Below are 13,326 nucleotides of genomic sequence, written 5' to 3'. Positions count from 1 at the left end.
CTACGTTAGACTTAAATTTATACAAAATATGATCATTAAGTAATTTACGTGCTTCAACAATATGTTTAACTAAATACACTAATTCACTCTTCGTAAATTTAGGAGCAGGAAGACGTGCAAAAAGAACAAATTCGGATACTATATTTTTAATATCGTTAGTATGGCGAATAATCATTTTTAAATAATTTTCAAATTCTACCCTTTCCTTAATTTCAGGGCTAAATTTCTTCAGCAATCTTTCAGAAGCAAGTAAAATAGGAGTTAACGGATTCTTGATTTCATGGGCTACTTTTTTTGCAACATCCGACCAAGCCATAGCCCTCTGTGCTATAACTAAATCACGCTGCTGGCGAGAAAGCTGCTTAATCATTCTATTAAATGCCACATAAAGCGTGCCTATTTCGTCTTTATCTACTTCATTTTCAGGCACTTGTACCGTTAAATCGCCGTCTTTAACGTTATCGGTTGCAGTAACTAATTTTTTAATAGGTTTTACTATTTTAGCAGTAAATATAACCCCGAAACTTATAGCTACAAAAAGAAGTAATAAGGCAATAAAGATAAACATTATAGAGAACTTAATCTGTATATTATCTATTTCATTTTTAAGGCTATTATACTCGGCAGCTGCTCCGTTAGTTGCATCTACATGGTCGATAATTTTATTATCTACTAATCTACCAACTAATAAATACACATCATTATACTCTTTTAATTTAATCAGCATTCTTATTTTGGTTGGATCGGATTTTACTTCCACCAGTTCACCTAAATCCGCTTTTTTTATTAAATGTGCAGGGATAGTTGCAAATGATAATGAAAAACTTAAATAACTATTAGCTACTATAGTATTAGTAGATTTGTTTAAAACTATAGCCTCATCAAGCGAACGCATCTCTGCTTCAGTATTAAGTGTTTTAGTAAATAAAGCGGGATTGTGAATTAAATCGTAATACATATCGCTTAAATCTTCAGCAACGGCTAAAGCCGTTTCTTTTAGCTGTAATTTATGCTCGGCAATATACGATTCTGCAACTATCACGGATTGATCAAGAACCGTAGAAATCTTCTTATCAAACCAAGCTTGAACACTAAGATTAAAAAAATAAACAGAAAATACCGAAACAATTATAGTTGGAATAGCTGCAACTAAACTAAAGGCAATTACAATACGATTTTGTAATTTAGAACTATCGTTATTATTATTTTTAGTAAAAAATTTTTGAGTTAGTACAACACCTAAAATTAAAAAAATTGCTAAATCAACTAATAAAAATCCAATAATCGTACTAAAATTCTTTGATTCTAAAGATATCACATAAAAAGTAGCACAAGCAAAAATAATAGCTGCTGTTGCTAAAGTAAAAATTAGTACTCTACTAGCAAAATAAGAATGTAAATTTTGTTTAAGATAACTAAGCATAGATACTGTTTATATGACTATAACAGTTCTTTATAACATAAAAAAAAGCTAATTGAAAATATTTCAAGTTTTAAGTGTCTTATTGTCATTTCTGCAAAAGCGGGATGTTGTTGCATTGATTGTTTTTATATCATTTTCCAGCGGAAGCGGGAATCCAGTCAAACATATAAAATTGTTTTTTTATTATATTTATTTCATCAAATACATAAAATTTTGTATGGCTATTTTTTGGATTCCTGCTTGCGCAGGAATGACATCTTGAACGTTCGTACAACATATGGTCAAGCAACTAGATGACAATAAAAAAAGCTAGAAATATTAATATTTCTAGCTTTATATTTAGTATGAAAATTGTTTGAAATTTTATTCATCAAACATTTTTTTACGAGCAAATTTTCTCTGTCTTCTTGCTGCTTCTTGTACTTTACGAACACGCTTCGCTGAAGGTGTTTCATAATAACGCTGTTCTTTCATCTTACGAAAATAAAGCTCTCTTTGTAGCTTTTTCTTAAAATTCTTAAGCGTATTATCACAATTACCGGCGTGAACATTTACTAGTATCACTAAAATTACTCTCCTTAAAAGATATTGTGGTTTATTGAACTATACCCTATAATTCAGTTATATGTCAAGGTTAAAAATATGAGCATTCAAGAAGAACACCATATCAAAAAAATAAGCTTCGTGCAATCTTTATTAGAATTATTACCGTTTAATGAATGGAATAATAAACTACTCGAAGAAGCAGAAGAAAAATGCGGTTTCGCAAAAGGCTATAGCTTAATAGTTTTTCCAGAAGGTGTATCCGAAATAGTAGGATTCTTGGAAGAGTATTTAGATAATATTATGCTAGAAAGCTTAAAGATAATAGTAGAACCATCAAAAATAAGAGAAAAAATATCTTTGGCCGTAAAGACTAGGGTCAAAACCGTACTTCCTATTATTCATAGTAAGAATGCCGCTTATTTTGCATTAAACCCAATACAAGGAACTGAAGTTGCATTCCGTAGTTGTGATGCTATTTGGCGTTATGCCGGTGATAAATCTCTTGATTTTAACTATTATACCAAAAGAAGCTTATTGCTCTCGGTTTATGTTTCATCTATTCTTTTTTATATCCAAGACGAATCGGAAAATTATATTGAAACCGATAAATTGATTGAGACTGCCGTAGAAAATATAGTAAAAACTTTCTCACAGATGAAAAAATTACTCGCCCCTTCAAAGATCCCCATAGTTAGAATGTTTACGTAGATATGCTTAATTGGTAATATTAACTCCATATCAAATATAAAAATGCTATTGAAACTTATAAATAAAGTTAATAATGAATTACATTTAATCACTTGTCATAAGACTGTAAAAGAAGCTCAAGCATTGTTTAAACAACATGGTTCTAAATCAGAATCATTTGTTGATGAATTTTTAAAACAGAAATATCAAAAAGCGAATAAAGAAAATTCTAAATTTTAACTTGTAACCCAATAATGTCTTCTCATAACAATAATTCTTGATTCTTCTTCCTTGATGGCTTTACTTGCGGAAGAAAAAGGACAGGAAAAAATTATCCGATATATACAGCAGAAAAAGCTTGAGCTAGCTTACAATTAAGTTGCAATATTGTTTTGATTTGCTAATTCACATAATATGAAAACTCAATTTAAAAAAGCATGTTCTAATAAAGAACATGATAGAACATTAGTTAATAATCAAGTTATCCCTATAAGTTATTTCAGTGAAAATTCAAAAACACTAAAGATACTTTTCTCTGAATAATTTAGATCTTCAAGAGAAGATAAATGATGACAAATATTATTCTTATAAAACAGAAAAGAAATATGTAAAGAATTTAATATTTAAAATCTGTGATTTGCTAGCTCTTATGAAAACTATTAATTTAGAGCAAAAACAAAAGCTCCTACTAAATTTAAGTAATAAAGTAGAGTTGAAGTAATGTTTAAATATTTAAATGAAGAGTGGCAGTATTTAGGATACGAAGCACAAATATTATCCGGCTTATGAAGCTGAAACGATAGCTAGTAACTAATAGTGAAATGAATTGAGTTAGACAAAATTTCTATATCATCTTTTAATCTGTAATACACCTTATTACTTTCTTAAATACCTTAAAAATTCTTGTATTATGACCTCTCTTGCATATAATGAAGATATTTTTAAAAATAATTTCTAAAATAATGACAAATACTAAATATTATCCTGAAGTTAGCTCGAATGCTGATTTTGCAGGCTTAGAGCGAGAGATACTAAAATTTTGGCAAGACAATAATATATTCCAAAAATCTATTGATGATAGGAACGGAGAGTCAGAATTTATTTTTTATGATGGCCCGCCTTTTGCAAACGGTTTGCCGCATTACGGTCATTTGCTTACCGGCTTTATTAAAGACGTATATGCTAGATACCAAACCATAAAAGGTAAGAAAGTCGAGCGTCGCTTTGGTTGGGACTGTCACGGTCTTCCTGCTGAAATGCAATCAGAGAAAGAACTTGGCATTTCAGGACGTCTTGCAATAGCTAATTTTGGTATAGAGAAGTTTAATGCACATTGCAGAGCTTCGGTAATGAAATATGCTAATGATTGGGAAGAATATGTAACTCGTCAAGCAAGATGGGTGGATTTTAAAAATTCTTATAAAACGATGGATAAGAATTTTATGGAATCCGTACTTTGGGCATTTAAGGAGTTATATAATAAGGGGTTATTGTATGAATCTATGCGGGTAATGCCTTATTCTTGGGCATGCGAAACACCGCTTTCTAATTTTGAAACAAGACTTGATAATTCTTATCGTGAGCGAGCCGATAAAGCTGTAACGGTGAGTTTTGTACTATCTCATCCCGTGGCTACGACCACAGGATCTTTTAAAGAATACCGTATACTCGCTTGGACGACAACACCTTGGACATTGCCGTCAAATTTAGCCTTAGCAGTCGGTAGTGATATAGATTATGCATTAGTCCCTAAAAATAATGTTTGTTATATAATAGCTGCCTATTCCGTCTCTAAATATGCTAAAGAATTAGGACTTAGCGGTGAAGAAAATTTTGAGATAATTAAAGGCTCAGCACTTCAAGGATTGAACTATAAATCTTTATTCGACTATTTCAAGAATCATCCAAACAGCTTCAAGATATTTGCAGGCGATTTCGTGGTTGAGGGTGACGGCACGGGAGTCGTACATATGGCTCCAGGTTTTGGTGAAGATGACCAAATACTTTGTGAATCGAAAGGTATTGAGCTTGTTTGTCCTGTTGATAATAGCGGTAAATTCACTAAAGAAATTCCTGATTTAGAGGGCTTACAAGTATTTGATGCAAATGACAAAATAATAATCAAACTGAAAGAGCAAGGAAATTGGCTAAAAACCGAGCAATATATTCATAATTATCCTCATTGCTGGCGAACAGATACGCCTCTTATATATAAGGCTGTTCCGTCATGGTACGTAAAGGTTACGCAATTTAAAGATAGAATGGTAGAGTTAAATCAGCAAATTAACTGGATACCTTTCCATGTTAAAGATAATTTATTTGGTAAGTGGCTTGAAAATGCCCGTGATTGGTCGATAAGCCGTAATAGATTCTGGGGAACACCGCTGCCTGTATGGAAGTCCGATGATCCAAAATATCCACGCATAGACGTTTACGGCTCTATAGAGGAATTAGAGAAAGATTTTGGTGTTAAAGTTACTGATTTACATCGTCCGTTTATCGATGAACTGACAAGACCAAATCCCGACGATCCAACCGGTAAATCAACAATGCGTAGAATAGAAGACGTGTTTGATTGCTGGTTTGAAAGCGGTTCAATGCCATATGGGCAAGCCCATTACCCTTTTGAAAATAAAGAGTGGTTTGAGGATCATTTTCCGGCTGATTTTATAGTTGAGTATTCAGCTCAAACACGCGGATGGTTTTATACTTTAATGGTGCTATCTACCGCTTTATTTGATCGCCCACCGTTTTTAAATTGTATATGCCACGGCATAATTTTAGACTCTACAGGTCAAAAACTTTCAAAGCGTCTTAATAACTACGCCGATCCGCTGGAGCTATTTGATAAATACGGCTCTGACGCTTTAAGAGTTACGATGTTATCTTCAAACGTTGTTAAAGGTCAGGAGCTATTAATTGATAAAGACGGCAAAATGGTATTTGATACGCTTCGTCTATTTATCAAACCTATATGGAATGCTTACCATTTCTTTACGATGTATGCTAATGCCGATTCGCTTAAAGGCAAGCTTAATTTTAGCTCTAAAAACGTACTTGATGTTTATATATTATCTAAGCTTAAAATAGCCGTACAAAAAATTGAAGAGAGCTTAGATAATTTCGATACGCAAACAGCTTATCATGCAGTTTCAGAATTTTTTGAAGTTTTGAATAACTGGTATATAAGACGAAGCCGAGCTAGATTTTGGAAAAGCGAAAAAGATACAGATAAGCAAAATGCTTATAATACTCTATATTCATGTTTAGACACCATGGCTATTGCGATGTCGGCACTAGTGCCTATGATTTCGGAAGCGATATATAAGGGATTACGTCATTGTGAGGAGCGTAACGACACGGCACTCTCAGGAAAATCAAACGTCATTGCGAGGAAAGACACAAGTCTTGACAAAGCAATTTCAGGAGTATCTCATAAGATTGCCACGGCACTTTCAGTGCCTCGCAATGACGCGATTAGCGTACATCTCTGCAACTACCCTACTCTCTCAGACTTTGAAATAAATCACGAGCTGGTTGCTACTATGGATAACGTGCTTGATATTTGCAGTAATAGCCTATTTATCCGAAGCACTGAAAATATCAGGGTAAGGCAACCACTTGCTAGCATAGCTATTATCAGTAAACATAATAACAACCTCAAAGATTTTGAAGATTTAATTAAAGATGAAATTAATGTTAAGGCAGTAATTTATCGTGACGATCTAGAGAATTACGCAAGCAAAAAACTATCGATTAATTTCCCAATGCTTGGTAAACGTTTGCCACATAAAATGAAAGAGATTATAGCCGCTTCTAAAAAAGGTGAGTGGGAAGCTATCGCAGGCGGTTTAGCTATATGCGGTGAAACCTTAAATAGTGACGAATATAAGCTAGTTTTAGAGCCGTATTCACATATCAAAGGAGCAGCAAGTTTTGAGAATAATAGTAGCTTGTTAATACTTGATTTAGAGCTAACACCTGAGTTAATAGAAGAAGGATACGCAAGAGACATTGTACGCTTTATACAACAGGCTCGAAAAGATGCCAATTTCTCTATCACTGACAGGATTTTAATTGAGATAATAAGCGAGTTTAATTTATCTAAGATAATTGATAATTATGGAGACTTTATTAAAGAACAAACTTTAGGCGAGTTTGCTAAAAATTTCACGCCTGATTATGTAAGTAAAGTAGAATTAGAGAACCATCAAATACAACTTAAAGTTAAGAAATCGTAAATTATTTTACTATCAATTAAGATGTTGATAATTTACTTAGATTAATCTATAGTACGCACGCTATAAATTAATTTAAGGTAAATTATCATGCACAACTCCTCCACAGCTCCAGGGGGTTCTCAAATTAAAAGAACTACTAAGCCGGAAACTACTAAAACAGAAAATGTAATAACTCTAGGGTATTTAAAACAATATTTTGATGCGTTTCATCCTAAAGACGAGACAGCATTAAATATTATAGCTAGCTTAGATGATCCGAATTTAAATAAAATAAATCTCATGGAAGACCTTATATCGCAAGGTGTAAAATAAATACAAAGCATTAGAATTTGCACTTAAAAACAATAATGCACAAGCTGAATATTTACTTAATCATCTTACGTTTAAACCTAATCCCAGTCTAATACAAGCAATACACAATAAAAGTTTAATTTTAGTAAAGTATTTTGTAGAAGAAAAAGGAGTGAATGTAAATTTTAGTCATTATGGTTCTAATACACTAAATGTTACTGCCGGTTTGGAAGAACCTTACAAAATAGACATTACATGTGATCTTTTAATAAAAGGAGCAACTTATTTAAATACAACCTTAGAAGAAGCAGCACAAGGTGGTCAAAATGTAAACGATCTTCATAAGCAAATCTTTTTTAAAACAATAAACGAAAATAAGCTTGAAGTAATTAAAAAATTTGTTGAAATATACGGTTTTGATGTTAATACTGAATATCGTTTAACACACCATTAAGTACCGCAAATTTAAAAAATAGAAAAGAAATTGCAAAGTATCTTTTATCTAAAAATGCTAATTTAGATGTAGCTCTAGAAATAGCAATAATATACGGTAATTTAAATGCGGTAAAAACATTATTAGATGCAAACGATTAACGGCAATACAGATGTATCACCTTTAATGCTTGCATCAGAGTATGGGCAGGTCACAATAGTAAAATATTTACTTAAACACGGTAACTATAATGTTAAAGGATGGGAAAAAGATAACTTACATAGCGATGTATCGTGTCAACTCACTCAAATCACTGAGATTTCTACATTGTGTGAAAAAGCTAATAATCCTAACCACCAATACATATTAGAGACGATATGAAAAACACGTATATCATCACATTATGACGGATATAAGAATTTATCATCAGAACAAATCAAGCAAAAATTTTCTAAATTCAAAAAACAACTATCTAAAGATTTACAAAATTTCGCAGAAATTAAAGCACTGTTAGAAGATTATTCTAGCGGGAAGAAAATTCCAATAAATACAGATACTGTAGTAGAAGACGAGGGCTATGTTTCTGATTTTAAGGTTGAAACTGAAAAACCTAACACAGGCTCTAGGTTAGAACATACTCCTGCTAAATCAGGTATATTTCGCACTTTTGCCCTTGAGAGACTTGATGAAGAAACGTCTTTAGGCGGTGATATAAAAATATTTGATTCTGAGCTTTAATAATGTCATTCCTACGATAAGATTGCTTCATTGCCTGCTCTTATGTCATTCCTGCATAGACGTTGTTGCGTGGACCAGTTTCCTAATTGTTACCCTGTGGCTTGTCCATGGGGTCTAGTTAAAAATACTAATAATATTAGTATTTTTAACTATATTGCTTAATCAAAACTTACAATTTGCCTCACAATGACGACAAAACCTCTTACACATTTATTAGATACATATATATTACCACAAAACATGAGAATCATATTTCATGGTAATATATACTTTTTTATAAAAAAATCTAATTAAAATACGCAGGAACCATGGCTCATCCAAATCTTACGGAAGGAAATAATTATTTTAGGAATGAGAAATTATAAAGAAGCTATAGACATGTATGTAAAATACACAAAAGCTCTAATTATTATCAAGAAGCACAATATTATTTAGGAGAGTGTTACCTTAATCAAGAAGAATTTACAGAAGCTGTAGAGGCATATAATAAGGTAAACAATTGTACTTCGTTGTTCGTTGTCTTGCCTATTAATATATAGGCTCTACCCTTACACTTGTCATAAAATGGAGCTGAGTTTACTATAGTAGCGAATTATAAGCAAAAGACAATATATTAGGTTCTGTGAAGGAAAATTAAATTAATCTATTTTTGCTCTTCTTTGCTGCAAATTATAAGATTGTTTTGAAATAGGAACAACTATTACTGCAAACATCTTATTAATTTGCGCTAAAAAATATCTGAAAATATAAATAATGGAATTATCCTTTACAGAATCTAATATATCAAGCAAATTCTAATAATACCTGCCCTCTTATAACATTATCCTTTTCATTAACAAAAATTTTAGCTATTTTTCCATCTCTTTCGGCAAGAATCAGGTTTTCCATTTTCATAGCAGTTAAAATCATAATTTCTTGTCCTACCGTCACTTCCTGCCCTTCTTTCACCTTTATCGCAGCAATCTGACCGCTTAGAGGAGCTTGTAGTTCGGAGCTTTCTTCCACCACTACTTTTGAGACCATCAACGCTTCAAGTTCTGAGATACGAGGAGAGCGTACAAAGGCTTTTACGCTAATACCGGCATGCGATAATAAATAACCGGTTTTGATATTCTCAATTTTCACATTTGTCTTTTTACCGTTAATTATAGCCGTAAAAAGTTCATTACCTAAATTCCAGTTACTACGAATATATATTCTATCGCTTTCGTGACGTATATTATAGCCGTTTTCAACAGGTGTAATTAATACAGGAAATAGCTTATCATCGATAGTTACTACCCACCTTGTACCTATTTTGTTAGCCTGATTGTTAATATTGCCGGAAATTAAAGAAGCACGTCTTTGCTCCGATATATAAATAAAAATAGCCGTTGCTAAAAATACGGTAGTTACTTCTGAAGTTAGACTAGCTCCGGAAAAACCGTCAGGATATTCTTCTTGAATAAAGGCAGTAGAAATATCGCCGCTAACAAAGCGTGGATGTAGCATTACCGCTTCTAAGAAACTGATATTATGAGCAATACCGTTAATTATATAAGAACTCAAAGCAGAATGCATTAGCTCAATTGCCTGCTCTCTTGTTTCACCGTAAGTACATAATTTTGCAATCATTGAGTCATAAAACATACTTACTTCGCCGCCAAGCCCAATCCCTGTATCTATACGGATATTAGGACTCTTTGCAGGTTCGGAATAAGCTATAATTCTACCGCTAGAAGGTAAGAAACCTCGGCTTGGGTTTTCGGCACAAATTCGTGATTCAAATGCCCAACCTTTTAATTTTACGTCATCTTGTGTAAATGATAATTTCTCGCCGGCTGCGATTTGTATCATCTCTTCAACGATATCTATACCGGTAATTAGCTCAGTAACAGGATGCTCGACTTGCAACCTAGTATTCATCTCTAAAAAATAGAAATTTTTATTGCTATCTACTATAAACTCAACGGTACCGGCCGAATAATATCCCACTTTTTGAGATAAGGATATTACCTGCCGATACATTTCTTGCCTTATATCTTCAGTAATAAAAGAACTTGGTGCTTCTTCGATTACTTTTTGATGGTGACGCTGTATTGAACATTCCCGCTCTCCGAGACATACACTATTGCCGTATTGATCGGCAATTAGCTGAATTTCGATATGACGGGGAGTTTGAATTAACTTCTCAATAAATAATCTATCGTCACTAAAACTATTGGCTGCTTCAAGCTTTGCCGACTCAAAAGCATTGGCCATTTCAGCGGGATTATTCACTACTCTCATACCACGTCCACCGCCGCCGGCAGCCGCTTTTACTATTACCGGAAAACCAATCTCTTTAGCAATATCTATAGCTTGTTTAACATCGTTTATAGTTCCCATATAACCTGGCACGGTGCTAACTCCGGCTTCTATCGCTATCTTTTTTGCTTCGATTTTATCGCCCATTTTTTTAATAGTTCCGGCACTCGGTCCTATTAAAACAACACCTTCTCTTTTAAGAATATTGGCAAAATTTGGATTTTCTGATAAAAAACCGTAACCTGGATGTACTGCACTTGCGCCACTTTCACGAATCGCCGAAATAATATTTTTAATAGATAAATAACTTTCCGTTGCAGGGGAATCACCTATATAATAAGCCTCATCTGCATGCTGCACATACATTGAGTTTGTATCTGCTTCAGAATATACTGCAACCGACTTTATCCCCATCTTTTTTAAGGTACGTATTATCCTAACGGCGATCTCGCTACGATTAGCAATTAAAATTTTATCAAATAATGGTTTATTCATAGTTTTTTATATCCTAATGTCACCCCGTGGCTTGACCACGGGGTCTTGTGTCACAGGCTGTATTCTGAGATCCCATGGTCACGCCACGGGATGACAGCTAAAGCGGCAAATTATCATGCTTCTTCCAAGGCAGTTCTACTTTTTTAGTACGCAGGAAATTTAACGCCTTACATATTCGCCATCTGGTATTTTGCGGTCTTATAATATCATCCAAATATCCCCTAGATGCTGCAACAAAAGGCGAAGTTACTACTTTCCTATATTCATCGATTTTTTGTTTTTTAGCTTCAGGGTTTTTACATTCTTCCTTAAATATTATCTCGGCTGCTCCCTCTGCCCCCATAACAGCGATTTCCGAATTAAACCAAGCATAGTTTATATCGCCTCTAAGATGCTTGGAGTTCATAACTATATAAGCACCTCCATAAGCCTTACGGGTAATTACAGTAATCTTCGGCACTGTAGCTTCCGCATAAGCGTATAACAGCTTAGCCCCGTGTTTAATAATACCGTCATGCTCTTGGGATGTACCAGGCAGAAATCCAGGCACATCAACAAGACTTACTATAGGAATATTGAAAGCATCACAAAATCTAACAAATCTTGCTGCTTTTCTTGAGGCGTTTATATCTAAACATCCTGCTAAATGCAAAGGCTGATTAGCCACAAATCCTACCGGATAACCTTCCATATAACCAAAGCCAATAATGATATTCTTAGCAAAATCAGGTTGTAGTTCAAAAAATTCTCCCTCATCAACGATACGCTCAACAAGCTCTTTCATATCATAAGGCTTATTAGGAGTGTTAGGTATTAACGTGCTAAGAGACATATCAACTCTATCGGCAGGATCAACAGTCGAACGAACAGGAAGAGGACTACGATTGGATGACGGAAGGAAATTAAAGAATTTACGAATTTCAAGCAATGCTTCTATATCATTGTTAAATGCAAGATCGGCAACGCCGCTTTTAGTGGTATGCATCCTAGCACCACCGAGCTTTTCTTGGCTTACTTCTTCACCCGTAACGGTTTTTACTACATCGGGACCAGTTACGAACATATAAGAACTATTCTTAACCATAAATATAAAATCGGTTAAGGCAGGAGAATATACCGCACCACCGGCACAAGGGCCCATAATTAGGGTAATTTGAGGGATGACACCCGACGCTAAAACATTACGCTGAAATAATTCACCGTATCCGGCCAGAGCATCAACCCCTTCTTGAATTCTTGCTCCCCCTGAGTCGTTAATACCGATTACGGGAGCACCGGTTTCTATAGCTTGATCGATAATATCACAGATTTTCTTAGCATGATATTCGCCGAGAGAGCCACCAAGTACGGTAAAATCTTGGCTATAAATAAATACCAACCTACCGTTTATCGTACCGTGTCCCGTTACAACGCCGTCACCTAAAAACTTTTTATCCTGCATCCCAAAATTATCGCATCTATGGGATACAAACATACCTGTTTCGGTAAAGCTATTCGGATCTAATAATACTTCTATGCGTTCTCGTGCAGTTAACTTACCTTTTTGATGTTGTGCGTTGATCCTAGCTTCACCGCCCCCTTGCCTTGCAATATTTCTTCTCTCATCCAATAACTCAGGAGAGATTATATTACTTTGATTCATAGATTATTTATAGTTTTATTTTCCAAATATCCATAATATAATATAATAATACTAATGTGAAAAGATAATTATTTATGTCATCTACCAACTATATCAAAGAAGCACCGAAAAAAGCCAAATCACCGGCTAAATTTGATAATTTATCAACTGCCTTAAAAAAGAATTTACAAAGAAGAAAGAAAGTTAAAACGAAAGATACTACAAGCCAAGCTTTATCTGCATTACAAACAATAGTCAAAAATTACACTGATTCTACGGACGAAAACATTTCTCTTGTAGATGAATTAATAAAATCAAGATGCTTAGAAACAGAAAGTAAATAAGCACCACATTTGACATATTAATATAAATTGTTAATATTTGGGGAGTTTAGGTTTTGTTGCATAGCTCGCTTATGTCATTCCCGCATAGGCGGGAATCCAGGGTAAAGCGAGATAAATCGAGTTTTTACTTTTAAAAACTTACTGTATTTATATTTTTTAATTACCGGATTCCTGTTTTCACGGGAATGACATAAGAGTCACCCAATAAAATTAGCATTTAA

Annotated in this window: 13 protein-coding genes (1 of these 13 only partly in view); 9 read left to right on the top strand and 4 right to left on the bottom strand. The window is 33.9% G+C overall.

Going from position 1 to position 13,326, the window contains the following annotated elements:
• A protein-coding gene (locus tag RSIB_RS00940; RefSeq protein WP_004997903.1) for a sensor histidine kinase NtrY-like crosses the window boundary here: on the bottom strand, positions 1-1,423 show its 5' portion. 377 nt of this gene lie to the left of the window's left edge; the window shows 1,423 of its 1,800 coding nt (coding positions 1-1,423); the start codon lies at positions 1,421-1,423; the stop codon falls past the left edge of the window.
• A 363-nt stretch (positions 1,424-1,786) separates the two neighbouring features.
• On the bottom strand, positions 1,787-1,987 hold the full coding sequence (gene rpsU / locus RSIB_RS00945) for a 30S ribosomal protein S21 (RefSeq protein ID WP_004997902.1): 201 nt from the start codon (positions 1,985-1,987) through the stop codon (positions 1,787-1,789).
• A gap of 78 nt (positions 1,988-2,065) precedes the next feature.
• On the opposite strand from rpsU, the gene RSIB_RS00950 reads away from it, so the two are divergent.
• The 8 genes from RSIB_RS00950 to RSIB_RS00970 all read left to right on the top strand — a co-directional run bounded on the left by RSIB_RS00950 (position 2,066) and on the right by RSIB_RS00970 (position 8,002).
• Positions 2,066-2,677, top strand: a complete 612-nt coding sequence (locus RSIB_RS00950) for a COQ9 family protein (RefSeq protein WP_004997900.1) — start codon at positions 2,066-2,068, stop codon at positions 2,675-2,677.
• A 42-nt stretch (positions 2,678-2,719) separates the two neighbouring features.
• On the top strand, positions 2,720-2,896 hold the full coding sequence (locus tag RSIB_RS09225) for a hypothetical protein (RefSeq protein ID WP_014410921.1): 177 nt from the start codon (positions 2,720-2,722) through the stop codon (positions 2,894-2,896).
• Positions 2,897-3,070: 174 nt separating this feature from the next.
• Entirely contained in the window at positions 3,071-3,199 is a 129-nt protein-coding gene (locus tag RSIB_RS10270; protein WP_016728288.1) for a hypothetical protein, read from the top strand.
• A 419-nt stretch (positions 3,200-3,618) separates the two neighbouring features.
• Entirely contained in the window at positions 3,619-6,897 is a 3,279-nt protein-coding gene (gene ileS, locus RSIB_RS00955) for an isoleucine--tRNA ligase (RefSeq protein ID WP_032850907.1), read from the top strand.
• An 87-nt stretch (positions 6,898-6,984) separates the two neighbouring features.
• Positions 6,985-7,209, top strand: a complete 225-nt coding sequence (locus tag RSIB_RS00960; protein ID WP_004997896.1) for a hypothetical protein — start codon at positions 6,985-6,987, stop codon at positions 7,207-7,209.
• Positions 7,210-7,360: 151 nt separating this feature from the next.
• Positions 7,361-7,642, top strand: coding sequence for a hypothetical protein (locus RSIB_RS08810; RefSeq protein ID WP_004997894.1), 282 nt, complete (start codon positions 7,361-7,363; stop codon positions 7,640-7,642).
• On the top strand, positions 7,621-7,782 hold the full coding sequence (locus RSIB_RS08805) for an ankyrin repeat domain-containing protein (RefSeq protein WP_146610392.1): 162 nt from the start codon (positions 7,621-7,623) through the stop codon (positions 7,780-7,782). Before RSIB_RS08810 ends, RSIB_RS08805 begins: the two co-directional genes overlap by 22 nt.
• Positions 7,769-8,002: an ankyrin repeat domain-containing protein gene (locus RSIB_RS00970; protein WP_004997892.1), complete on the top strand. Its 234-nt coding sequence runs from the start codon at positions 7,769-7,771 to the stop codon at positions 8,000-8,002. The genes RSIB_RS08805 and RSIB_RS00970 overlap by 14 nt, the downstream gene beginning before the upstream one ends.
• A 1,140-nt stretch (positions 8,003-9,142) precedes the next feature.
• Here RSIB_RS00970 and RSIB_RS00975 read toward each other — a convergent pair.
• Positions 9,143-11,140, bottom strand: coding sequence for an acetyl-CoA carboxylase biotin carboxylase subunit (locus RSIB_RS00975; protein ID WP_004997891.1), 1,998 nt, complete (start codon positions 11,138-11,140; stop codon positions 9,143-9,145).
• A gap of 97 nt (positions 11,141-11,237) precedes the next feature.
• Positions 11,238-12,782: an acyl-CoA carboxylase subunit beta gene (locus RSIB_RS00980; RefSeq protein WP_004997890.1), complete on the bottom strand. Its 1,545-nt coding sequence runs from the start codon at positions 12,780-12,782 to the stop codon at positions 11,238-11,240.
• Positions 12,783-12,856: 74 nt separating this feature from the next.
• On the opposite strand from RSIB_RS00980, the gene RSIB_RS00985 reads away from it, so the two are divergent.
• Positions 12,857-13,105: a hypothetical protein gene (locus RSIB_RS00985; RefSeq protein WP_004997887.1), complete on the top strand. Its 249-nt coding sequence runs from the start codon at positions 12,857-12,859 to the stop codon at positions 13,103-13,105.
• Positions 13,106-13,326 lie beyond the last annotated feature (221 nt).

It is taken from the genome of Rickettsia sibirica 246 (assembly GCF_000166935.1).
Taxonomy (GTDB): domain Bacteria; phylum Pseudomonadota; class Alphaproteobacteria; order Rickettsiales; family Rickettsiaceae; genus Rickettsia; species Rickettsia rickettsii.
Note: the sequence above shows the minus strand (reverse complement) of the source record. Positions and strands in the feature narration are given on the sequence as shown.